This is a genomic window from Pseudomonas sp. AM4(2022) (assembly GCF_036346515.1).
In the GTDB taxonomy this organism is placed as follows: domain Bacteria; phylum Pseudomonadota; class Gammaproteobacteria; order Pseudomonadales; family Pseudomonadaceae; genus Aquipseudomonas; species Aquipseudomonas paracarnis.
Map to the genome: position 1 here is coordinate 92040 of NZ_JAOTNW010000018.1, position 23291 is coordinate 115330.

The following is a 23291-nucleotide window of genomic DNA, read 5'->3' on the forward strand; positions in this document are numbered from 1 at the left end:
TTTGACCCTACAACAATAATTTCAAGGGAAGGACGTACACCATGCAAAGCTCTGCCAAGTTCACCGCCCACATCCTCTTGGCGGCCATGGGCCTGATTGTTTATCACCAGGCCCAGGCTGCGCGTATCGAACCCGCTGGCAGTGCCTTCACTGCCCAAGGGCCTATCAGCTTTTCCAAAGGCAAGCTCATCAGTGCCGATTGCACCATCAAGGTGGCTGGCAAGGTTGCAGCCGACGGTTCATCGGTGAATGTCGACAAAGTCGAGTTCGACGGTGGCCTCAAGTGCAGCCGTGTCGAAGCTATCAACTTGCCCTGGGTGTTAATCGCCAACGATACAAAAAGCGGCTCCATGTCGAAGATCAGCGTGGATGTGCATGCCTTTGGCCTGGGCGGCAAGTGCGGGCCTTCAACGGCCGACGGTACCTGGGATAACGCCACTGGCAAGTTGGAAGCCACCGATGTGGCCATTGGCGAAGACTGCAAGATCAACACGGTGTCGATCAAGATGCCGCCCAACTTCAAAGTTGTCGAATAACGCGTTCCGACGGTTACAGCGGTAAATGCATTGAAATTTGGCTGGAAAGGGAAGTTCTGCAGTTTCACCGTGACCTCTCGATCATGGCCATTACCCCTGGCGAAATGAATCGCCATAACATGTGAGGAAAAACAATGAAAAGCTTGAAAACCCTCGTTTGTGCAACTTCGTTTGCTCTGTGCTTTGGCGCCGCCGCCATGGCGAGTGCGGCTTCCGTTTCTCCAGACGGTCCGTTCTCGACTAATGCCGGTACCATCGTGGTGAAGTCACCCTCATCCTTCGGTGCGGCAGTGACTTGCGGCATTACCTTTACTGGCAACGTTAGCGGTGGCGTGGCTTCTATCAACGGTGCTTCCCTGACCGGAGGCGGCCTGTGCGCGCTGCCCACGCTGACTAACCTGCCTTGGGTTCTTACCGCTGCGACGGGCACCACCGGCACTGTGACCAACGTAGGCTACAAAATCTCCTCGATTCCGGCCACTAACTGCGGTCCTACCTCCATTGCCGTGGCGTGGACGCCAGGTACCAAAACACTTTCGGCTGCCAATCAGTCGCTGAGCGGCAACTGCACTGTCGTATCGCTGAGTGTTGTTGCCCCGACACTGACGGTTAACCCATAAGCATGTGACTCCTGAGGGCTGATCACCCATTGAAAGACCGATGCCTCACGCGAGGCATCGGTTGGGCAGGGTACTTACGGTCTGCCTACGGCCACACGACCCACCGGCAGGGGCCGGGCGAAATAATAATAAGGAGCAGCGCATGAATAATAAGAAACAACACGCTCACACGTTACTGGGGTTGGCGCTGTTGGGAGGTTTGATGACCACGGGACATGTGCAGGCGGGCGGCTTCTCTACGCCAACCTACGGTGCGCCCGGCTGGGGCCGCGCGTTTGGCGGCGGTTCATTGTTCAAGAACGACCCCAGTGCCGCGTACAACAACCCGGCAGCCATGGCCTTCATCGACTCAACTATCGCGCAGCAGACTGTCGATTATGCCCGGGTCAAGATCAAATATTCGGGTCAGGCTTTTGACCATAACGGTAATCCTGTGACCAATACGCCGGTATTGGATGATCAGGGCAGCATGGGCGATCCGACACTCAATAATAATAACGGGGGACAAGGTGGCTTTACCGCGTGGCTGCCAACCGGTTTCCTGGTGATCCCAATCGGCGACCGCTTTGCTTTTGGCTTGAGCCAGGTGGTCCCCCAAGGCATGAGAACAACTTGGAACGAAGACTCCAAGCTGCGGGATTTTGCAGTCGACACCAAAATTGAGACCGTTGGCCTGACAGGTTCACTGTCGTTCAAGGTCAATGACCAGTTTTCGGTCGGCGGTGGCGCCATCGTCCAGCGCAGCCAGGGATTTGTCAGCCAGAACATCGACTTGCTGGCAGCGGCAGACGTCTCTCCCGGACTCGGCGGGACCGGCTTTCCGACCGGTGTAGGGCATTCGTTGATGCGTGTGAAAGTCGATAATATCTCGGTCGGTTGGTTTGGCGGTGTGGTATGGAAGCCGACGGCGCAAGACACACTGGGCTTGAACTATCACGCCAAAATCAAAAACAAGATGACCGGCAAATACAATGTCTATACGGATGCTATCGGTCGCAACGCGATGACCAATCCTATTGGACCGAACGGCGAAACATTGGTTGAAATGGCGTATCCGGGGCTGAAGCTTTTCCCGGACGGGGCGCATGCCAGCACTCAGTTGGATATTCCGGCGACTGCGGCGATTGACTGGGTCCACCAGTTCAATGATCGCTGGACATTAGGTGTCAGCGCCCAGTGGACTGAATGGTCTTCGTTCAAAGACCTGACACTCAAATCGCAAGGCTCGACTATTGTTGCCATCCCGTACAACTACAAGAACGCCTGGATGACCTCGATCGGTGGCGACTATAAAGCCACTGACGAACTTACCCTGCGTGCCGGTGTAGCTTACGACCAGACACCTACCCGTAACTCCACGCGTGACCCCCGGATCCCCGACGGCGACCGCTACTTCTTGGCGTTTGGTGCCGGCTATGACATCAAGGCTGTGCCTGGTCTGTCAGTGGATGCCGCGTATTCGCACCAATTCGTCCAGAAGGTCAATCTGAAGACCAAGAACGTTGATCGTCTCGGAGCCGCCCAACTGGACGGCAAGGCCGAATCGTCAGGTGATGTGGTCAGTCTGTCGGCTACCTACAAGTTCTAAAGGGCACGCGGAGCAGTTGTCGAGCAGGGTTCCCAGTGCACCTGGAGACCCTGCCAGGGCTGTTTAGGCTGTTCTGGTTCCTTATTCCACAAGGCTGAGTCGTTCAGCCTGAATTTTTTCGTCAACGCACTAAATAAAAATTTCAAAACAATATTTGAATTTATGATTTGAAGTTTGTAGTGTGGTTTTACGCCCTGAATCAAGTAGAGGTATCCCCATGCTTATCTGGTTATTGGTGGGTCTCGCCGCCGCGATTGCCCTGGCGTATCGACAAGCCGCCGCCACCTTGTGGCTGGGCGCTGGCCTGGTCTGGTTGGGGGCGGGTTACCTGTTCAGCGCGGTGGCCGTGCCGGGCATTACCCTGGCGGCGGTGTTGGTGGTGCTGCCCGCCTTGGTGCTGGCGATCAAACCTCTGCGCCGCAAGCTGCTGACCACCAGGGCCCTGGGCCTGTTTCGCACGATCATGCCGGCGATGTCCGATACCGAGCGTGCGGCGATCGAGTCCGGCACCGTGTGGTGGGATGCCGAGCTGTTCAGCGGCAAACCCAACTGGCAGCGCCTGCTGCAAGCCGCGCCGGCCAGCCTCAGCGCCGAGGAGCAAGCCTTCCTCGACAACGAAGTCGAAACCCTGTGCGACATCGCCAACGACTGGGAAACCACTCAGGTCTGGCAGGACATGTCCCCAGAAGGCTGGCAGTACACCAAGGATGCCGGGTTCCTCGGCATGATCATTCCCAAGCAGTACGGCGGCAAGGGCTTCTCCCACTACGCCCATTCCCAAGTGGTGATGAAGCTGTCGACACGCTGCTCGGCGGCAGCGATTTCGGTGATGGTCCCCAACTCTCTGGGCCCGGCCGAGCTGCTGCTGCATTACGGCACCGACGCTCAGCGCAACTACTACTTGCCGCGCCTGGCACGCGGTGACGACATTCCGTGTTTCGCCTTGACCAGCCCGTATGCGGGCTCCGATGCAGGCGCGATCCCCGATCTGGGTATCGTCTGCAAAGGCATGCATGAGGGCGAGGAAGTACTGGGTTTCAAAGTGACCTGGGACAAGCGCTACATCACCCTCGGCCCGATTGCCACAGTGCTGGGCCTGGCGTTCCGCGCTGAAGACCCGCAGGGCTTGCTTGGCGCGCCAGGCTCCCTGGGCATTACCTGTGCGTTGATCCCCACCTCCCATCCGGGCGTAAACAGCGGCCGGCGTCACTGGCCTTTGAATGCGGTATTCCAGAATGGTCCTACCACTGGCAAGGATGTATTCATTCCCTTGGAGTGGGTGATTGGTGGCCGCGAACAAATCGGCAATGGCTGGCGCATGTTGATGGAATGCCTGGCGGCAGGCCGGGCGATCTCCCTGCCTTCGGCCAACGTCGGCCTGGGTAAGGTCGCGGTACGCGGCACCACAGCCTATGCGGCGATGCGCAAGCAATTCGGTTTGCCCATCGGCAAGTTCGAAGGTGTACAGGCGCCGCTGGCGCGCATGGCCGGGCATCTGTATGCCTGCGATGCGGTGCGCAAGGTGTCGGTGGCGTCCCTGGACGCCGGCGAGAAACCGTCGGTGATCTCGGCCATTGCCAAGTACCACGTCACAGAGCGGGCGCGCATCATCGTCAACGATGGCATGGACATCGTCGCCGGCAAAGGCATCTGCATGGGCCCCAATAACTTCCTCGCCCGTGCCTACCAGCAAAGTCCTATCGCCATTACGGTGGAGGGCGCGAACATCATGACCCGCTGCCTGATCATCTTTGGCCAGGGCTTGATTCGTTGCCATCCCTACGTGTTCCGCGAGATGGAAGCGGCGCACAACCCCGACCGGCGTAAGGCCCTGGAAGACTTCGACAGTGCGATGTTCGGCCATGTGAGTTTTGTAGTGGCCAACACCGTACGCGCAGCGGTGCATGCTTTAACCGGCGGGCGCCTGATTTCGGCGCCGGCCAAGACCGACCCGGCACTGGCTGCCTACTATCGCCAGGCCAATCGGCTGTCGGTGGTGCTGGCGCTGATCTCGGATATTTCCATGGGCGTGCTGGGCGGTGCCCTCAAGCGCAAGGAAAGTATCACCGGGCGCCTGGGGGATATGCTGTCGCAGCTGTACATCCTGTCTTGCGTGCTCAAGCGCTTCGAGGATGACGGCAGGCCCCAGGCGGACTTGCCGCTGGTGCACTGGGCGGCCCAGGACGCGCTGCTGCGCGCCCATGAAGCCTTGGCCGAAGTGCTCGACAATTATCCTTCAAAACCCGCTGCGGCGGTGGTGCGCGCGTTGAGTTTTCCGTTTGGCATTCCGCTGCGCAAACCGTCGGACCGCCTGTTGGCGCAGGTGGCGGAGGTGGTGCAGACCCCTGGCGAAACCCGCGACCGGTTGCTGGCCAACTCCTACATCCCCCGTCCGGAAGTCGACAAGCTGGCCTACGGCGAATTGGGTTTCCGTTTGCTGCCCCAAGTGGAGCTGATCGAGGCGCGGCTCAAGCCCGCCATCAAGCAAGGTCTGCTCGGCCCGCTGCCGATCTCTGCCACGGCCTTCACCGACTGGCGCGTCAAGGCGCGGGCGCTGGACTTGATCAGCGACGACGAAGACGCCTTGCTGGCGCGCTATGTGGAATACGCCGACCACGGTATCCAGGTGGATGACTTTCCCCAGGACTTTGGTTTGCTGGAGGCCCTGCAGCAGCGTAAGCAGGCGCTCGAGCCGGTGGCCAAACGGCGCAGCGCCACGGTCAATTAATAGAAACCCGGTCCACAGGTGGGAACTGGCTTGCCTTAAATGCCAGGCAGAAGGCTTTTTGTAGGAGCGAGCTTGCTCGCGAAAAACTCACAGGCGCCGCGTTGATTCAGGAAGCCAGCGTTATCGTTGACGTTTTTCGCGAGCAAGCTCGCTCCTACAGAGGGCGATCCAGTTCCCCACATTTGATCGGGTTTACCAGGCAAGAACTGTGTTGTGAGTGGACTCCTTATGAGTGACAGCTACCTTTCGTTCGTCAATTCCCCCTGGGGCCGGCGCCTGGCCCGGGCCGTTGGCCTGCCGCAACCCTTGGCGCTGCAACGGCATCGCAGCGGCCAGGCCGGCCTGGCCAACCCTGTGATCATCGCCGGGGCAGGGCGCCTGGTGGCCTCGGTGCAGCGCTTCTTCAGCGCCACCGACACCGTCGCCGCGACGCCGGCGACGCTCAAGGCGCCGTCCACGGTCAAGGTGCAAGGCGCGGTGTTCGACGCCAGCGGCGTGGCCGACCTGCAACAGCTGGATGAGCTCTACCTGTTCTTTCACAGCAATGCCAAGCGCCTCGGCCAGCATGGCCGGGTGGTGGTACTCGGCACGGCACCCGAGCATTGCAACGACTTGCCCCAGGCCATCGCCCAACGCGCCCTTGAGGGCTTGGTGCGTTCGCTGGCCAAGGAGCTGCGCCGCGCGATCACAGTGCAATTGCTGTACGTGGCGCCGGGCGCGGAAGACGCGCTGGACAGCAGCCTGGGGTTTTTCCTGTCGCGCCGTTCCGCCTATGTCTGCGGGCAGGTGGTGCGCCTGGAAAAACCGGTCGACGGCCACGCTGCCGTCAACTGGGACAAACCCTTTGCCGGCAAACGCGCCCTGGTCACCGGCGCCTCCCGTGGCATCGGCCTGGCCATCGCCCAAGTGCTGGCGCGGGACGGTGCCCATGTGGTGTGTGTGGACGTGCCCCAGGCCCAGGAAGCCTTGCAGCAGGCGGCGATCAGCGTGGGCGGTTCGGCGCTGCCCCTGGATATCACCGCCGCTGACACCGCCGCACTGTTGCAAACCCACGTCAGCCAATACGGCGCCTTTGATGTGGTGGTGCACAACGCCGGGATCACCCGCGACAAGACCATCGCCAAAATGACCGAGGCCGCCTGGCGCAGTGTCCTGGCTGTCAATCTCGAAGCGCCGTGGCAGCTCAGTGAGGCCCTGCTCGACAGCCAAGGCTTGAACCCCGGCGGGCGCATTGTGTGCGTGTCGTCGATTTCCGGTATTGCCGGCAACCTGGGGCAAACCAACTACGCCACGTCCAAGGCCGGGGTGATTGGGCTGGTACAGGGCCTGGCACCACGTGCGGCAGCCCGGCAGGTCACGGTGAATGCGGTGGCGCCCGGCTTTATCGAAACCCAGATGACCGCAAAGATCCCGCTGATGATTCGCGAAGCGGGGCGGCGCATGAATTCGTTGTCCCAGGGCGGGCAGCCCATCGACGTGGCCGAGACCATCGCCTGGCTGGCCCACCCCGCGTCGGGCGGGGTCAATGGCCAGGTGGTGCGGGTGTGCGGCCAAAGCCTGTTGGGAGCCTGACCGATGGACTACGTGACGCAGATTATCGACCCACCGCCGTCGCGCACGCAGTTGTTGCTCGACGGCCTGCGCACCTTGCGCAAACCCAAGCTCGACGGTGCGCCGCCATTGCCTACAGCACGCCTGGTGCGCAGCGCGGTGGAGCTTTCGCCGGCCGGTATCGCCGCTTACGCACGGGCGTGTGGTTTTCGTCGCGAGCAGGGCGTGCCATTGTCCTATCCCCATGTGCTGGCGTTCCCACTGCACCTCCTGTTGCTGACTCGGCCGAGCTTCCCGTACCCGGCCAGTGGCATGGTGCACCTGGCCAATCGTATTCGTCAGCACCAGCGCTTGCACGAGGGCCAGGCGTTGCGCCTGGAGGTGTATTGCGAGCGCTGGGTGGCCCATCCGAAAGGGCAAGCGTTGAGCATTGCTACCCGTGCCTACAGCCAGGAAACCCTGGTGTGGGAAAGCGACAGCCTGTATTTGCGCCGTGACGTCAGCAACCCGGTGGGAGAGCCGTGGAATGACCCTTTGCCGCTGCAGGAGGACGGCCTGTTACGCACCCAGCGCTGGGTACTGCCCGCTGACCTGGGGCGACGCTTTGCCAAGGTCTCGGGAGATTTCAATCCCATTCACACGTCGGTCATCGGTGCCAGGCTCTTCGGCTTTCGTCGCGCCATCGCCCATGGCATGTGGACCCTGGGCCGCGCATTGGCAGCGCAACAGCCGCCCGGTGGCCTGGACCAGGCCGAGGCCCATTGCGACTTCAAATTGCCGATCTTCCTGCCCGGCCAGGTCGCCCTGTGGCGCCACCCGGCGAGCGGGCCACGGCACGAGTTCGAAGTGCGCAATTTCGCCGGGGACAAGCCCCATATGCGCGGGCTATTCATTTGGAAAGAGAGCCAGCAATGAGTGACTACAGCTTTACCCCAGCCCCGACCCGCCGCGTGGCGATTATCGGCGGCAACCGTATTCCATTTGCGCGCTCCAACACGGTGTATGCCCACGACAGTAACCAGGACCTGCTGGTCGCCGCCCTGCAAGGGTTGGTGGAGCGCTACAACCTGCACGGCCAACGCCTGGGCGAGTTTGCCGCCGGGGCGGTGATCAAGCACTCGCGGGATTTCAACCTGGCCCGCGAGGCGCTGTTGTCCACCACGTTATCCCCGCAAACCCCTGCCTATGATGTGCAACAAGCCTGTGGCACGGGCCTGGAAGCCGCGCTGCTGGTGGCGAATAAAATCGCGCTCGGCCAGATTGAAGTGGGCATTGCCGGTGGCGCCGACACCACTTCCGACGCGCCCATTGGTATCAACGAATCCTTGCGCCATACCTTGCTCGCGGCCAATCGCGCCAAAAGCCTGGGCGACAAGCTCAAGGCCTTGTTGAAAGTACGTCCATCAATGTTGTTCAAGCCGTTGCTGCCGCGCAATGGCGAGCCGCGCACGGGCCTGTCCATGGGCGAGCACTGCGAAGAAATGGCCAAGCGCTGGCAGATCAAGCGTCTGGCTCAGGACGAACTGACCCTCACTAGCCACCAGCGCTTGGATGCGGCTTATAAACGCGGCTTCTTCGACGACCTGATAAGCCCCCATCGCGGCTTGGCCCGTGACAACAACCTGCGTGCCGATATCAGCCTGGAAAAGCTCGCAGGCTTGTCGCCGGCCTTCGACCGCCAGAACGGCACGCTCACCGCCGGCAACTCCACGCCCCTGACCGATGGCGCCTCGGTGGTACTGCTGGCCAGTGAAGAATGGGCCGCCGCCAATGGCTGGCCGGTGTTGGCTTATCTGCGTACGGGCGAAACGGCCGCGGTGAATTTTGTCGACGGCACCGAGGGCCTGCTGATGGCGCCGGCTTACGCCGTGCCGCGCATGCTTGCGCGTGAAGGTTTGAGGTTTGCCGACTTCGATTTCTTTGAGATCCACGAAGCGTTCGCCGCCCAGGTGCTGTGCACGCTCAAGGCCTGGGAAGACCCGCAGTATTGCCGCGAGCGACTCGGCCTTGATGCCCCCCTGGGCGCCATCGACCGGGCCAAGATGAACGTCAACGGCGGCTCATTGGGCTGCGGTCATCCCTTTGCGGCCACCGGTGGCCGGCAACTGGCGGCGCTAGCCAAGACTATCCATGAACGCGGTGGCGGTCGCGGCCTGATCTCGATCTGCGCGGCGGGTGGGTTGGGCATCACCGCCATCGTCGAAAAGTAGCGCTATCAAAAACAACAATAAGGACACTGCGATGAACGCTATCAGCCTGGAACACACCGAACGCATCTGGTTGAACACATACCTGCCTGGCGTGCCGGCGGATATAGAGGCCGGGATTGAGGACTACCCGTCGTTGCGCGAAGTGTTCCTGGAGCACCTGGAAAAATTCCGCGAGCGGGTGGCCTACGTCAGCATCGGCACCGAAATGACCTATGCCGACTGGCGCACCCAGGGCATTGCCTTTGCCGCCTGGCTACAGGACCAGGGCGTGAAGAAGGGCGATCGCGTGGCCCTGATGATGCCCAACTGCTTGCAGTACCCGATCTGCCTGCTGGGCACGATCCTGGCCGGGGCGGTGGTGGTCAACGTCAACCCGTTGTACACCGCCCACGAACTCAAGCACCTGCTCAAGGACAGTGGCGCCGAAACCGTGGTGATCTTCGAAAATTTCGCGCATACCCTGGAAAAAGCCATGGTCGGCAGCAGCGTCAAGCGTGTGGTGGTCGCGGCCATTGGCGACTTGCTGGGCACTTTCAAGGGCGCGGCAATGAACTTCATCCTACGCAGCGTGCAGAAGCAGGTGCCGGCGTTCAGGCTGCCCGGCTCGCTGCGTTTCAACCAAGTGCTCAAACAGGGCAGGGCCATGCACCATTTACCGGTCAGCCTGCACCGCGATGAACTGGCCTTCCTGCAATACACCGGCGGCACCACCGGCGATGCCAAGGGCGTGATGCTCAGCCATCGCAACATCATTGCCAACCTGCTGCAAGCCAAGGCCTGGGTCGGTGATCAGTTGGACCAGCACAAGCAGGAAACCAACGTGACCTTGCTGCCGCTTTATCACATCTTTTCCCTGACGGTGAACTGCCTGATGTTCATGTGCCTGGGCGGGCGCAATATCCTCATCGCCAACCCCCGGGACGTGAAACGCGTGCAGATGATCCTGCGCAAGGAACGCTTCAATGGCATTGCCGGGGTGAACACGCTGTTCAATGGCTTGCTGGAGAACAAGGAGTTCTGTGCGCGGGACTTTTCCGACCTGCGCCTGGTGATTGCTGGCGGCATGGCCACCCACACCGCGGTGGCCAAGCGCTGGAAGGAAGTAACCGGGCTGCCGATTATCGAAGGCTACGGGCTGACCGAGTGCTCGCCGGTGGTGAGCATCAGCCCCATCGATATTTCACGCATGCGCGAGATGGAGTTCACCGGCAGTATTGGCGTGCCATTGCCCTCCACCTGGGTGCGCTTTGTACGCGAAGACGGCGAACTGGCGGATATCGGCGAGCAGGGCGAGTTGCAAGTACGTGGCCCGCAAGTGATGCAGGGCTACTGGCAACGGCCAAAGGAAACCGCCGAGGTACTGGATGCCGAGGGCTGGCTGTCTACCGGGGACATCGGCGTGATGGACGCCCGCGGGTATATCCGCCTGGTGGACCGCAAGAAGGACATGATCCTGGTCTCGGGCTTCAACGTGTACCCCAATGAAATCGAGGACGTGGTGGCGATGCACCCCGGGGTTGCCGAAGTGGCGGCCATTGGGGTGGAAGATGCGGTAACTGGGGAGAAGGTCAAGATCATCGTCGTGCGTAAGGACCCGACCCTGACACAGGAGCAGATTCTTGCGCACTGCCGAGAGTACCTGACGGGGTATAAGCTGCCAAAGTATGTGGAGTTTCGCACCACGGAACTACCCAAGACCACGGTAGGCAAAGTGCTGCGCCGGGCCTTGCGCTGATTTAATGGTTTAGATAACCAAATGTGGGAGCGGGCTTGCTCGCGAAAGCGGCGGTTCAGGCACTGAATGTGCCGACTGGCACACCGTATTCGCGAGCAAGCCCGCTCCCACTTTTTAAACCGTGCCCACTTTCACCCAGCGTTCCTCAAGGGCGGCCACTCGAATCGCCGTCGCCAGCCGCTCCACCTCCCAGGCCGCCTCAAAGTCCGTCCCCAGCGCCCCTTGGCCGGCCAGCGCCATGATCAATTCGTGCACTTCCAACGTCTTCAATTCGTTGTAACCCAACTGATGCCCCGCTGCCGGGCTGAACGCCGCATAACCGGGCAGGGCGGGGCCAGCCAGCAGGCGCTGGAAGCCGTCCTGGCCGATGCGGTACAGGCGTAGTTCATTCAAGCGTTCCTGGTCAAACGCCAGCGTGCCTTGGGTGCCGCTGATCTCGAAACTCAAGTGGTTCTTGTAGCCGTGCTTGAGCCAACTGCTGCTCACCGTGCCACGGGCGCCGTTGGCGAAGCGCAACAGGGCATGCACCTGGTCATCCACGGCAATGGCTTTTGAACTCGGGCTGCCGGCGGTGGCGGGGCGTTGGCTGTGCACGGTCTGGGTGTCGGCGCATACATGGGTCACGTCGCCCACCAGATAGCGGGCCATCGACAGCAAATGGCTGCCCAGGTCAGCCAGGGCGCCGCCGGCGTGCTCCACCTCACAGCGCCACGACCAAGGGGAGGCCGGGTCGGCCATGAAGTCTTCACTGAACTCACCTTGAAAACTGATGATCTCGCCCAGTTCGCCTTTGGTAATCATCTGCCGCGCCAACACGATCATCGGGTTGTGCTGGTAGTTGTAACCCACCCGCGTCACCACCCCGGCGGTATGGGCGGCGCGGCGCATGGCGTCGGCTTGTTCAAGGCTGACGGCCAGGGGTTTCTCGCAATATACAGCTTTACCCGCCGCAATCGCCGCCATGGCCATGGGGTAATGCAAGTGGTTAGGGGTGGTGATAGCTACAACATCGACCTTGGGGTCATTGATCAACGCTTGCCAGTCGCCATGGGCCTGGGCAAACCCCCAGGCGCTGGCGCAACGCTGGGCGCGTTCGGTGTCGGCATCGGCCAGGGCGGCCAGCTTGAGCCGCACGGGCAGTTCAAATACCGCCCGGGCGTTATTGAACGCCAGCGCGTGGGCGCGGCCCATGAAGCCTGTGCCGATCAAGCCGATTCCGAGTTCACGCATCGTCGTGGTCCTTTGGATTATTGTTTTCAGGGACGGTCATTAATGGAATAAAAATTCATTAAGTTCAATAGATGGAATAAAAATTCATTTTCCATGATCGCAGTCAGCCCATCATTTCAGCTGATGCAGCTATATTCAGCACATGGCCAAAAGCCGCCAGTTAACAAAAGATAACGTAGCGCCGATTGTCAGACGATTCCAAAGCCCGATAGGATGGCCCCTGCTTCCTCCAGGCGCTCTAGATTGCAGGTTTCAAGGTCCTGGCAGAGAAGACGACCTAACAATAATAAATGGGAGAAAGGTCTATGAGTGAGCCTGTCATGGGTTGGGTTGTTTGCCGCCCACGCGCCGCACGCAGGGTTGCGTTGCTGGCCACAGCGCTCTCGCTGCTTGCTGGCAGCGCATTGTCGCTGCCGGTTATGGCTGCCAGCGATACCCCCGCCGCCGCAGTCTTTGCGATTGAATCACCCAGGGCCGCCAAAGGCTTGATGATCGACGTGGTTCACGCGGGCAAGCGCCTGGTGGCGGTCGGTGATCGTGGGCATATCCTTTATTCCGATGATCAGGGCAACACCTGGGCCCAAGCCAAAGTGCCCACCCGGCAACTGCTCACGGCGGTGTTTTTCGTTGATGACCAGCACGGATGGGCCGTCGGCCATGATGCGCAGATTCTTGCTAGTACCGATGGCGGCGCCACGTGGACCCAGCAATATCAAGACCTCAAACGCGAAGCGCCGTTGCTCGACGTGTGGTTCAACGACGCTAACCACGGCCTGGCCGTGGGCGCCTACGGTGCGCTGTTCGAGACCACCGACGCCGGCAAAACCTGGAACGATGTCAGCGAGCGTCTCGACAACGAAGACCAGTACCACCTCAACGCCATCGCTCAGATCAAGGGCGCCGGCCTGTTTATAGTGGGTGAGCAGGGCAGCATGTTCCGCTCCAGCGACGACGGCCAGACCTGGGAAAAGCTCGAAGGCCCCTACGAGGGGTCGCTGTTTGGCGTGATCAGCACCGCACAGCCGCAGACTCTGCTGGCGTATGGTTTACGCGGCAACCTGTACCGCTCCACCGATTTTGGCAGCACCTGGGAACAGGTCCAATTGAATGCAGCACGCGGCGCATTGGAGTTTGGTCTGTCGGGCGCGACCTTGCTGGAGGACGGCTCCATCGTCGTCGTGGGTAACGGTGGCAGCGTGGTGGTCAGCCATGACGACGGCCAGACCTTCAGTGTGTTCAATCGCCCGGACCGTATTTCACTCTCGGCGGTCACGGCGGCAGGCAATGGCACTTTGATCCTCGCGGGGCAGGGTGGCGTGCGGGTTGCCACATCGGCTGGCGCAGAGCTCTCAAAATAATAAGAAGGCGGGGATTCAATGAGCAGTCATCACAACGATAAAGCGACCTTTCTTGAGCGCCTGATCTTCAATAATCGCCCGGCGGTGATCGTCATCTGCCTGCTGGTGAGTATCTTCCTGTTCTGGCAGGCGACCTTGATTCGCCCGTCCACCAGCTTTGAAAAGATGATCCCGCTCAAGCACCCCTTCATCGAAAAAATGATGGAGCACCGCAACGATTTGGCCAACCTGGGCAACACCGTGCGTATTTCGGTGGAGGCCAAGGACGGGGATATCTTTACCCAGGACTACATGGAGACCCTGCGCCAGATCCACGACGAGGTGTTCTACATCTCCGGGGTGGACCGCTCGGGTCTCAAGTCGCTGTGGAGCCCCAGCGTGCGCTGGACCGAAGTGACCGAAGAAGGGTTTGCGGGCGGTGAGGTTATCCCGCAGAGCTATAACGGTTCGCCGCAGAGCCTCGACCAGTTGCGCAATAACGTGCTCAAGTCCGGCCAGGTCGGGCGGCTGGTAGCCAATGACTTCAAGTCGAGCATCGTTGATATTCCGCTGTTGGAGTCCTACCCGGACCCGCAGGACCAGGGCAAGTTGCTGGCCCTGGACTACCGCAAGTTCTCCCATGAACTGGAAGACAAGATCCGCGACAAGTTCGAAACCCAGAACCCCAACGTCAAGATTCATATTGTCGGCTTTGCCAAGAAGGTCGGCGACCTGATCGATGGTTTGGTGATGGTTGTGCTGTTCTTCGGCGTTGCGTTCGTCATCACCCTGATTCTGCTGCTGTGGTTCACCAACTGCCTGCGCAGCACCATTGCGGTGTTGAGCACGACATTGGTGGCGGTGGTCTGGCAACTCGGGCTGATGCACTTCTTCGGTTTCGGGCTGGACCCGTATTCGATGCTGGTGCCGTTCCTGATCTTCGCCATCGGCATTTCCCATGGCGTGCAGAAGATCAACGGCATTGCCCTGCAATCCAGCGAGGCAGACAACGCCCTGACCGCCGCGCGGCGCACCTTCCGGCAACTGTTCCTGCCGGGGATGATCGCGATCCTCGCCGACGCAGTGGGCTTCATCACGCTGCTGATCATCGACATCGGCGTGATCCGCGAACTGGCTATCGGCGCGTCCATCGGCGTGGCGGTGATCGTGTTCACTAACCTGATCCTGCTGCCGGTCGCGATTTCCTACGTGGGCATCAGCAAGCGCGCCATCGCCAAGAGCAAGAAAGACGCGAACCGCGAACATAGCTTCTGGCGCCTGCTGTCCAAATTCGCCAGCCCGAAAGTCGCGCCGGTTTCGGTGTTCCTGGCCTTGATCGCCTTTGGTGGCGGCCTCTGGTACAGCCAGAACCTGAAGATCGGCGACCTGGACCAAGGCGCACCGGAACTGCGCCCGGATTCGCGCTATAACAAGGACAACAACTTCATCATCAGCAATTACTCCACCAGTTCCGACGTGCTGGTGGTGATGGTCAAGACCAAGGCCGAAGGCTGCTCACGCTATGAAGCCATGGCGCCCATCGACCAGTTGATGTGGAAGATGCAGAACACCGAGGGCGTCCAGTCGGCGATTTCGTTGGTGACCGTGTCCAAGCAAATGATCAAGGGCATGAACGAGGGCAACCTGAAATGGGAAACCCTGTCGCGCAACCCGGATGTGCTGAACAACTCCATCGCCCGTGCCGATGGCTTGTACAACAACAATTGCTCCCTGGCGCCAGTGCTGGTGTTCCTCAACGACCACAAGGCCGAAACCCTCGACCGCGCCGTGCATGCGGTGCAGGACTTTGCCAAGGAAAACAACAAGGACGGCCTGGAATTCATCCTCGCCGCCGGTAATGCCGGGATTGAAGCGGCGACCAACGAGGTGATCAAGGAGTCGGAATTAATCATTCTGATCCTGGTGTACCTGTGTGTGGCGACCATGTGCATGATCACCTTTCGCTCCTGGGCAGCGACCCTGTGCATCGTGTTGCCGCTGGTGCTGACCTCGGTACTGGGTAACGCGTTGATGGCGTTCATGGGCATTGGTGTCAAGGTCGCGACCTTGCCGGTGGTAGCCCTGGGTGTGGGCATAGGCGTGGACTACGGCATCTACATCTACAGCCGCCTGGAAAGCTTCCTGCGCGCCGGCCTGCCGTTGCAAGAGGCGTACTACCAAACGCTGAAATCTACCGGCAAAGCCGTGCTGTTCACCGGCCTGTGCCTGGCCATCGGCGTGTGCACCTGGATCTTCTCGGCCATCAAGTTCCAGGCCGACATGGGCCTGATGCTGACCTTCATGCTGCTGTGGAACATGTTCGGCGCGCTGTGGCTGTTGCCGGCCCTGGCGCGGTTCCTGATCAAGCCTGAAAAGCTTGCGGGGCAGAAGGGCAATTCATTGTTCGCGCACTAAGCCTGGGTAGAAGAGAAAAAGCCGCACACTGTGCGGCTTTTTGTTGGGCGCCGGGTGGCTGGTTTTACAATTTCAAGAACAGCCTTTCATCCAGCGGCTTGGTGATACCGGCCTTGATGATCCGTTCCACCACCCCATTGCTGCCGGCCTCGGCAATAAGATCCTTTTGGGTCTTGGTGCGCTGGGCCGGTGTCTTCAGATGCGCTGCCGTATAGTCTTCACGCGCCCAGCCTTTTTGCGGATAGTGGAAGTGGGCATACCACAGCGCATCGATTTTATTTTTCTTGCGAACCACGTATTCGGTGAAAACATCGCCACTTTTAGTCGGGATATCCCGCCGTACCAGGTTGATATCGACAAAACCGTGGCGCCACAGGTAATCGACGTTTTCCGCTGTCGGCGTCTGTACCAGATAGCCATCGGCGGTATGCTGCCGGGCCTTCTGCAGGATCTCATCCGCCGTTGCTCGCCAGCGCGCCACCCATTCGGCGGTTTCCGGTTTGGCGCCGTGAGCGGCTTGCGCCTGTTGCGCCTTCTCGATGAGCTGGTTGGCCTGGGCTTCCAGCATGTCGTTCCAGTCTCGAGGGCTGACGGTGTCTCGCCGCAGCGGATCCTCAAGCTTCTTTTTCTGAAAGAGGATGGTCTGTTCTATCTTCGTCACGCCGTCGATCAAATGTTGCGCTTCGCTCTTATACGTCGCCCAGGACTTGGGCGGAGAAACAGGACGTGGCGCGGTGGGCTGCCCACGGACAATCTTCACCCAGCCGCGTTCTCCAGGGTGTTCACTATAACTGGCAATCGGCTGCCCGCTCTGTGGGTCGACCACGTCGATAATGTTAACGGCCTGGCCGGGTACGGGAGGGCGCAGCGTACCGATCAGACTTTCTTTGTGTTCGGTCTTGAACACACGCTTGTTCTGCGGTTTGGCCTGCTGGTCCTTGCGCACAGGGGCTGGCGCAATAAGCTGTTGTTCTTCTTTGACGACCTGGACAAGTTCGGTTTCCGCATCGTCGATGAACCGCTTGAGTGTTTCGGTAAACAGTTGGTGATAATCGCGGCGAAAGTGTCCCGGATGCTCCTCCTGCAAGGTGACGCTGTCACTCAATACTTGCTTGTATTTGTCGATGATGGTGGTCAGCGTGGCTTTGCGCTCGCTTGCGCTGTAACCCTCGTATTGGTGCAGGTCACTGAAGGCCACGTATTCAGCTTTAAGGTCGACGTTCAAGAACCGCTTCATCTGAAACTGCTCAGCGATGTCGGGGGACAGCGCGCTCGATTCGGTGGCCAGCCGTTTGAGCAGTACCAACTGGTTCATCTTTGCCATAAATACCCCCGTGGCGGGGGATCGGCTGTAGCGTGTCTTCAGGTACTCCTCGGCGCGCTTGCTGGCGAAGGGGGAGTCGTTTTTCCATTGGTCAAACACTGACTTGATGGCGTCGCTGGACTCAAGCAGCTTATTCGTTGCGTGGTAAGCCATTTCGAACACACTGGTCAGTTCATCGTAGGCCTCCTCGGAACCTGAGTGGGCAGTACTTTCCAGCTCTGCCACCGAGGCGCCACTGACACCGTATTGCAGGGCATCGGTAACCAGTTTCACGTAAAAGTCCTCTACCCCAATCAGGGCGTGCAGCGTGTGCTTGTATTCCAGTGACCGGTTCTCTTTGAACGTCGACAGATCGTCGACGCCGCCTATTTTCCTTGGGGTTATGGTTGCAATGGTTTCTTCGCTGGCTGCCCGAAGTGCCAGGGTCAGCGGCTTGAGGGCTTGAAGTTGTTGATCCAGGCGGCTCTTGAGTGCCAAGGTGGCGTGTCGATGTTGCGCGTAGGCAGCGGCGAACCGATTTGCCGACGCATCATCGGTGACAAGGTTGCGTAGGGTTTTGAGTTTCTTTCGGGCGTTCTGATATTCGATGAAGCTGTCCTTGATCGTTCCAGTTGCCGCGTCATGTTTTGCCGAAACCTTCATTTGTTCCAGCATGCTGCGTTGGTAGTTTTTCTGTGCTTGCTCCTGGGCGCGCCGGCTTTTTCCCAGCGTTTCTTGCAGGCTTGTGTTCTTGGGCATACCGCCCCGGAGCTTGGGTGCCAGGTCGAAATACCAGTTGCCCTGGGTATCGCGTGCGATTGCGGGCGAGATACGTGCCTTGTTGTGTTCGTCGATTACGTAGGGGCCATCCAGGTCGGTCGCGACGCGAAACCAGTGATTGTCGATGCTGACGTACCAGCGGTTATCCACCTGATACAGGCCCTTCCTGAGTCCTTCGGCTATCGGGTTTCCGGGAGCTGCCGGTGCTGGCACTTTGAATGAGTCGATGTGTGCACGCAGCTCGGGGGTGAGTCCGCGTGGGCTCGACAGCCTGATATCGATGGCCGTACCGACGCCCAAACCGGTGGTGACCGGCGCGCTCGGGTCCTGGTGAATGATGGGCGCAGGTCGAATGGGGTCATTGCTTTGGCGGGGGCGAGGCGCAGGGGTGCCGGCCTCTGGCTCGAACGGCTCGAAGGTACGCGCAGGCGTGGATTCGGCAACGGGAGCATGGGTCAGGGTCATGCCCAGGTTGACCAACAGATCGACCATTGCCCCGGCCGGGTCCGGATCGTTCGCGGTGGACAGGCGCTTGATGTCGTTTTCGGCGTTCGCCAGTTGCAGCAACCAACCGGCCATGGCGCCTGGCCCGCGCATCAGCGGCAGCAGTGTGTTGAACAACAGCCAGCCGAGCTCCTTGTAGGAGGCCCAACGGCTTTCGGCGTCGGAGGTGGATTGGCCTTCTGCAAGGGTGACCAGGCTGTTGGCGTTGGAGTGGAACCAGTGTTTTGCCAGGTCGCCGTTGAGCAGGTCCTGGCGTAGCGTGGCGGCGGCCGTATAACCGTCACCCGCCAGGGTAGTTGGCTTGGGCGTGGCGGGCGGGTCAAACTCATTGAAAACGGTAAAGCGAGCAATATTGGGCGTGTGAAAACCGCCATTGCCATATACCGCGCGCACCTTGTCGTCCGGCAACCAGGCCAACACGCTGTCTTGCAGTGCACCGGGCTTGCGGATCGCCTCCAACAGCGCGTCCCGGCTGGCGAACTCCAGCAGCGCCGGTTTCAGTTGGGGTCGATAGAGAATGTGTGGGCCGCTACCGCTGGCCAGGGGTTCGATGATGAACATGTTGGCGGCCACATCCGGCGTCGCCCCTGGCTTGCGTACGAACGCCAGTGGCCGCACGGTGATCTCTTGTCCGTCCACCTGCTTGCTGCCCGGGCCAGGTTGAATGATCGCTTCGATCAACGCGTAGCCCTGAGCAGTAATGCCAGCCTCGCCTTTGAGCTTGAGTTCCAGTGCCTGCATCGCGAGCTGCAGGGGCACCTGTTCGACGAACCGTGTTAGCCGGTCACGAGCCGCTGGACTGTCATCCAGCAACTCACGCTTGAGTAACTGTGGGTACTGGCCGCCGATGTCCACTGTGTCGATCAGGCCTTTGAGCATTTCTGGCAGGCTTGCATCGTTGACCCGTTGCCCGCGCACATAGACTTCCATCTCGCCCTTGGGCAGGCCCGCGAGGTTTTCCAGGGCCATGTCCACCAGGCTCATCTTCTCCCGTTCCAGGTAGCCGCTGCCCATATTGCCCACCGGCACCTTGAACACCACCTCCACATCCTGCGCCGTGTAGCCCTTGCCGGTTAAATGCTGGTCGAGCTGTTGCTGGGCGTAGGTGCGGATATCAGGAATGCCGTCGAGGAAGGTGCGGCCATTGTTGCGGCGCACACTGCTGGCCAGGGCCAAGGCGTGCTGTCGATAGGTGTCGCGTTCTGCCGGGCTTGACTGGTCGAACCACTTGGGCAACTTTTCACGCAGGCGTTCCAGCGTTTGGGGTTCGGGCGCATAGGCCCCCACGAACCAGGGGCTTGGGTCACTGGCCCGGGAAAAAGCCTGCTCCAGCGCCTCAAGCGAGCCCGAGGTGGGAATATCAATGGACGCAATGTTCTCCACCATGGCGTTGAGGATGACCGCCGCCTGGGTATCGAAAATGTTGTCCGCAGGCTCCTGGCGTTTCCAGTTCAGCGCATCAAAGACAAAGGCCTTGCCAAGGTTTTTGCCCCAGGCCTCGCCGAACGCCTGCATGGAGTCATAGGGTGTCACCACGCCGGCGGCAGTGGCGTGCAGTACTTGCGTGCGGCCATCGACTTGGCGAGTGATCAACAGGTCTGGAGTAAGCAGCGACGAGCTACCGCCAGCGTGACTCACAGCGGAGTCGAGGATGAACACCTGGGCTGGCGCATCGCCCTTTGCCGCTTGGCGTTGAGCGCGATCGGGGTAGGTCACGATCTGGTCAAGGGTCTCGCGCTGCTGAGCGTTCAACCCAGGCTGTTTCAAGGCGGCGGTTCTCAGGGTGTCTTTCAGTGTGTCGCTGAGCCAGCGCCAGCGATTGGCGTCGGGAGAGTGGGCGTCCAAGGGTTTGCTCGCAAAGTGCTTGAGCATGGCCTGTTCGAACGCTTTCTTGAGCGGTGCGCGCAGGCTGCGGATGGCCAGTTCGATGGCTTGCATATCAATGCCGGGCTTCAAGGCATTCGGCGCCGGCGCCGGCTTGAGGGTATGCCCGGTGGTCTGATCCATGAGCGTGCAGGAGAGTGAATGTTTATCGGTAAAGTCGAGGTCGTCGTGGCTGGTCAGGTGCCTCAACGCAACGTCCAGCAAGGGGGTCAGGCGGTACTGTGGCGGGTTGCTTGAAAGGGGTTCGGCCACTGCGGTTTCGGCAGGGTTGAACACCAACGTGGGGTACAGGCTTTTGATCGCATCGTTAAGCAGGTCCGACACCACCGAACGTAGCGTGGGGCGGCTATCGAACTGCTGGGCGACCGAACTGGCGGTGATCTGCGGCGGGCTGGCGGTGGCTGCGCCAGGAGTGGTCGGTGGGGAGCGTAGAGGGGCGGATGCGCGTCGGGGTCGGCTCAGCGGTTGGTCGGGCCCCGCATTCGCCAGGGTATGGTCGGTGTCGGCCGGCTGGCGGGCAGCCGGGGTGGGCAATGAAAGGGGCAGGTTTTGGTCAAAAAAACGCTGGGGGTAGTTTCCCTGGATCATCGTGTAGCTTCCTTGTCGTTGCAATCATGCTCGTCATATAGGTGACCCTGCTCGCATCGTGTGAGCAGGCGAATGGAAACTACCGGGCCCGGCTTTTACGCGACATCAACAATAGGTAATCAGCCGTTTCCGTTGGCGCTCCATGACCGCAAGCAGTTGATTTTGCCTGGGTGGGAGTAGGGCGGGGCATGTATGGCGGCATGTAAACGTGGCGCCCGTCACGCGAGGATTTACGCCGCTGCAACCATTTGACCTATCATGGGGTCTTTCCTCTGAACGATTGATGTTATGACTGCCGAATCCGCCCCTCTGCGCCCCCAGCTTGAAACCAGCGACATGCTTGAAATCGACGGCCTGCATGCCTTTGATTTCGAGTTGACTGAACAAAAGCTAGTGATTACCGCCATGGATGGTCGCGACGAAAAACGCTGGAGCTTCACCACGGCGCAGGTGGACGCCGCCGCATTTGACGAGACGCTGCAAAGCTGGACCCTTACCGGTGAGTCGGGCGAGCACCGCTTGATTTGCATGAACGCCTTCACCGGCAACAATAACGATGAGGACGAAGCGGATGATGATGCGTAAATTCTGGCCCCTGCTGATGGCAGGCAGTGTCGGTGCGATGTCGGTGCAGGCCGCACCCAGCGATGTGCATGAACTACTGGTCGGTAGCTATACGGCCGGTACCAGTGAAGGGATCTACCGCCTGCAATTCGACAGTAGCACCGGGCAATTTAGCGGCAAGCCGGTGCTGGCGGCGAAAACCGCCAACCCGTCCTGGCTGACGATTTCCAAAGACCAGAAGCAGCTGTACGTGGTCAATGAAAACGGCCCGGGCCAGCAAGACCCGGTCGGTCGCGTCAGTAGCTACAGCATCGACCCGCAGAACCATCAACTGACCCTGATCAACCAGGTGCAGAGCCTGGGCAATGAGCCGACCCATTCCAGTGTGGCCGCCGATGGGCGCTACCTGTTCGTCGCCAACTATTCGGTGGTGGAAGACCCGGGTGGCAGCCTCGCGATCCTGCCGGTGGATGCCAGCGGCAAGCTGTCGGCACCGGTGCAGTTGAGCGGGCACCCGGCCAGCCGTGTAAACCCTGAGCGCCAGGCGTCCAACCACGTGCATTCGGTGGTGTCGTCGCCGGACGGCAAGTATGTATTCGTGCAGGACCTGGGGGCGGACAAGGTGTTTGCCTACCGCTATGACCCCAAGGCCAATCATGAGCTGCCACTGACGGCGGCCAACCCGGCGTCGGTGCAGTTGCCACCGGGCAGCGGCCCGCGTCACTTGCTGTTCAGCGCGGACGGCAAGCACGCCTGGCTGACCACTGAAATGAGCGCCCAGGTGGCCGTGTTCGATTACAGCGACGGCCAGCTTAAGCAAACCCAGTTGGTGGACTATGCGGCGGGCCAACCGGTGTCCGACAAAGCCGGTGCGGCGTTGCATGCTTCAAGTGACGGCAAATTCCTGTACGTGAGCAACCGTGGGACGGCCAATCAGATGCTGGTGTTCAGCGTCGACCCGGCCACCGCGCACCTCAAGGAGATTCAACGCCGCTCCGTCGAAGGCGACCATCCGCGTGAGTTCAGCCTCGACCCGAGCGGCAAGTTCCTGCTGATCGCCAACCAGAAAAGCAATGAAATTGTCGTCGTCGAGCGCGACCCCAAGACCGGCCTGCTGGGTAAAACCGTGCAGAAATTGCCGATTGATGCCCCCAGTGACCTCAAGTTCCTGGTGCGTCAATAAGCCACAGGCCCCGCACTGCGGGGCCTGAGCCTTTGTATTAATCGCAGTGATAACGGCTACTGTTTCAAAGCATTTCTAAGGTTCAACCCTCGGGCGTAAGTTGGGTTCCAAGGCCTTCCCAGGCCACCCAACCAAACGCACACAAGGGTTACCTCCATGAATTTCAATCTCTTCTCGATCATTGCTGCTTCTGCTGTTTCCGCCACTGTGGCACTGCCTGCTGCCGCCAGCGTGGAAGTCACCGGCAAAAAATCCAATGTGACTGCCTATACCCAGAAATACCTGCAACAGAGTGCCAATTTCTATGCGGCGCTGGATCACAAGACCCAGCATTGAGGCGCCATTGAGCCAAGGTCAACTGTGGGAGCTGGCTTGCCTGCGATGACGGCCTGACAGCCGACCAATATCTACCTGACACCCCAACGATCCAACTGTGGGAGCGGGCTTGCTCGCGAAGGCGGCCTGGCAGTCAACACAGTTGGACCGTGTACATATCCATTGCTGCGGTAACGGCTACTTAGGGTTCCGCCTGACG

At 60.2% G+C, this 23291-nt stretch carries 15 protein-coding genes; 13 read left to right on the top strand and 2 right to left on the bottom strand.

All coding sequences use genetic code 11. The features are described 5' to 3' along the window. Positions 1-41: 41 nt before the first annotated feature. The 8 genes from praA (at position 42) to ODQ19_RS21880 (ending at position 10968) form a co-directional block, all read left to right on the top strand. Entirely contained in the window at positions 42-536 is a 495-nt protein-coding gene (praA, locus tag ODQ19_RS21845; RefSeq protein ID WP_330211183.1) for an alkane oxidation protein activator PraA, read from the top strand. A 134-nt stretch (positions 537-670) separates the two neighbouring features. Next, positions 671-1156 carry an alkane oxidation protein activator PraB gene (gene praB, locus ODQ19_RS21850; protein WP_330211184.1) on the top strand — a complete coding sequence of 162 codons (486 nt, stop codon included), beginning with the start codon at positions 671-673 and terminating at the stop codon, positions 1154-1156. A gap of 142 nt (positions 1157-1298) precedes the next feature. Further along, positions 1299-2744 (top strand): outer membrane protein transport protein, encoded by a 1446-nt coding sequence (locus tag ODQ19_RS21855; RefSeq protein ID WP_116668826.1) that lies wholly within the window; start codon positions 1299-1301, stop codon positions 2742-2744. A 217-nt stretch (positions 2745-2961) separates the two neighbouring features. Beyond that, positions 2962-5472: an acyl-CoA dehydrogenase gene (locus ODQ19_RS21860; protein ID WP_330211185.1), complete on the top strand. Its 2511-nt coding sequence runs from the start codon at positions 2962-2964 to the stop codon at positions 5470-5472. A gap of 228 nt (positions 5473-5700) precedes the next feature. Further along, positions 5701-7044: a 3-oxoacyl-ACP reductase gene (locus ODQ19_RS21865; RefSeq protein ID WP_330211186.1), complete on the top strand. Its 1344-nt coding sequence runs from the start codon at positions 5701-5703 to the stop codon at positions 7042-7044. Between the two features lie 3 nt (positions 7045-7047). After that, complete coding sequence (locus ODQ19_RS21870; protein WP_330211187.1) at positions 7048-7938, top strand: MaoC family dehydratase; 891 nt, start codon at positions 7048-7050, stop codon at positions 7936-7938. Then, the gene (locus tag ODQ19_RS21875) at positions 7935-9233 is read left to right on the top strand and encodes an acetyl-CoA C-acetyltransferase (protein ID WP_116668822.1); all 1299 of its coding nucleotides are present in this window, start codon (positions 7935-7937) and stop codon (positions 9231-9233) included. Before ODQ19_RS21870 ends, ODQ19_RS21875 begins: the two co-directional genes overlap by 4 nt. Before the next feature lie 31 nt (positions 9234-9264). Continuing rightward, positions 9265-10968, top strand: coding sequence for an AMP-binding protein (locus ODQ19_RS21880; RefSeq protein ID WP_330211188.1), 1704 nt, complete (start codon positions 9265-9267; stop codon positions 10966-10968). 114 nt (positions 10969-11082) lie between these two features. Here ODQ19_RS21880 and ODQ19_RS21885 read toward each other — a convergent pair whose 3' ends face one another. Continuing rightward, positions 11083-12198 (bottom strand): Gfo/Idh/MocA family protein, encoded by a 1116-nt coding sequence (locus ODQ19_RS21885; RefSeq protein ID WP_330211189.1) that lies wholly within the window; start codon positions 12196-12198, stop codon positions 11083-11085. 320 nt (positions 12199-12518) lie between these two features. Here ODQ19_RS21885 and ODQ19_RS21890 point away from each other — a divergent pair, with 320 nt between their 5' ends. Beyond that, positions 12519-13556, top strand: a complete 1038-nt coding sequence (locus ODQ19_RS21890) for a WD40/YVTN/BNR-like repeat-containing protein (protein WP_330211195.1) — start codon at positions 12519-12521, stop codon at positions 13554-13556. An 18-nt stretch (positions 13557-13574) separates the two neighbouring features. Beyond that, the gene (locus tag ODQ19_RS21895; RefSeq protein WP_330211190.1) at positions 13575-15950 is read left to right on the top strand and encodes an efflux RND transporter permease subunit; all 2376 of its coding nucleotides are present in this window, start codon (positions 13575-13577) and stop codon (positions 15948-15950) included. A gap of 64 nt (positions 15951-16014) precedes the next feature. Here the strand turns inward: ODQ19_RS21895 and ODQ19_RS21900 are convergent, their stop codons facing one another. Continuing rightward, a complete protein-coding gene (locus ODQ19_RS21900) occupies positions 16015-21009 on the bottom strand; it encodes a dermonecrotic toxin domain-containing protein (RefSeq protein WP_330211191.1) in 4995 nt (1664 codons plus the stop codon). Positions 21010-21297: 288 nt separating this feature from the next. On the opposite strand from ODQ19_RS21900, the gene ODQ19_RS21905 reads away from it, so the two are divergent. The 3 genes from ODQ19_RS21905 (at position 21298) to ODQ19_RS21915 (ending at position 23092) form a co-directional block, all read left to right on the top strand. Next, positions 21298-21594, top strand: coding sequence for a DUF5629 family protein (locus tag ODQ19_RS21905; protein WP_116668815.1), 297 nt, complete (start codon positions 21298-21300; stop codon positions 21592-21594). Next, a complete protein-coding gene (locus tag ODQ19_RS21910) occupies positions 21581-22756 on the top strand; it encodes a lactonase family protein (protein WP_330211192.1) in 1176 nt (391 codons plus the stop codon). Before ODQ19_RS21905 ends, ODQ19_RS21910 begins: the two co-directional genes overlap by 14 nt. Before the next feature lie 156 nt (positions 22757-22912). Continuing rightward, positions 22913-23092: a hypothetical protein gene (locus tag ODQ19_RS21915; RefSeq protein ID WP_003190784.1), complete on the top strand. Its 180-nt coding sequence runs from the start codon at positions 22913-22915 to the stop codon at positions 23090-23092. Positions 23093-23291: the final 199 nt, after the last annotated feature.

What these genes read in the sequence shown, in the direction of transcription:
- praA (WP_330211183.1), top strand. Translation starts at nt 42, where the DNA reads ATGCAAAGCTCTGCCAAGTTCACCGCCCACATCCTCTTGGCGGCCATG.
- praB (WP_330211184.1), top strand. Translation starts at nt 671, where the DNA reads ATGAAAAGCTTGAAAACCCTCGTTTGTGCAACTTCGTTTGCTCTGTGC.
- ODQ19_RS21855 (WP_116668826.1), top strand. Translation starts at nt 1,299, where the DNA reads ATGAATAATAAGAAACAACACGCTCACACGTTACTGGGGTTGGCGCTG.
- ODQ19_RS21860 (WP_330211185.1), top strand. Translation starts at nt 2,962, where the DNA reads ATGCTTATCTGGTTATTGGTGGGTCTCGCCGCCGCGATTGCCCTGGCG.
- ODQ19_RS21865 (WP_330211186.1), top strand. Translation starts at nt 5,701, where the DNA reads ATGAGTGACAGCTACCTTTCGTTCGTCAATTCCCCCTGGGGCCGGCGC.
- ODQ19_RS21870 (WP_330211187.1), top strand. Translation starts at nt 7,048, where the DNA reads ATGGACTACGTGACGCAGATTATCGACCCACCGCCGTCGCGCACGCAG.
- ODQ19_RS21875 (WP_116668822.1), top strand. Translation starts at nt 7,935, where the DNA reads ATGAGTGACTACAGCTTTACCCCAGCCCCGACCCGCCGCGTGGCGATT.
- ODQ19_RS21880 (WP_330211188.1), top strand. Translation starts at nt 9,265, where the DNA reads ATGAACGCTATCAGCCTGGAACACACCGAACGCATCTGGTTGAACACA.
- ODQ19_RS21885 (WP_330211189.1), bottom strand. Translation starts at nt 12,198, where the DNA reads ATGCGTGAACTCGGAATCGGCTTGATCGGCACAGGCTTCATGGGCCGC.
- ODQ19_RS21890 (WP_330211195.1), top strand. Translation starts at nt 12,519, where the DNA reads ATGGGTTGGGTTGTTTGCCGCCCACGCGCCGCACGCAGGGTTGCGTTG.
- ODQ19_RS21895 (WP_330211190.1), top strand. Translation starts at nt 13,575, where the DNA reads ATGAGCAGTCATCACAACGATAAAGCGACCTTTCTTGAGCGCCTGATC.
- ODQ19_RS21900 (WP_330211191.1), bottom strand. Translation starts at nt 21,009, where the DNA reads ATGATCCAGGGAAACTACCCCCAGCGTTTTTTTGACCAAAACCTGCCC.
- ODQ19_RS21905 (WP_116668815.1), top strand. Translation starts at nt 21,298, where the DNA reads ATGACTGCCGAATCCGCCCCTCTGCGCCCCCAGCTTGAAACCAGCGAC.
- ODQ19_RS21910 (WP_330211192.1), top strand. Translation starts at nt 21,581, where the DNA reads ATGATGATGCGTAAATTCTGGCCCCTGCTGATGGCAGGCAGTGTCGGT.
- ODQ19_RS21915 (WP_003190784.1), top strand. Translation starts at nt 22,913, where the DNA reads ATGAATTTCAATCTCTTCTCGATCATTGCTGCTTCTGCTGTTTCCGCC.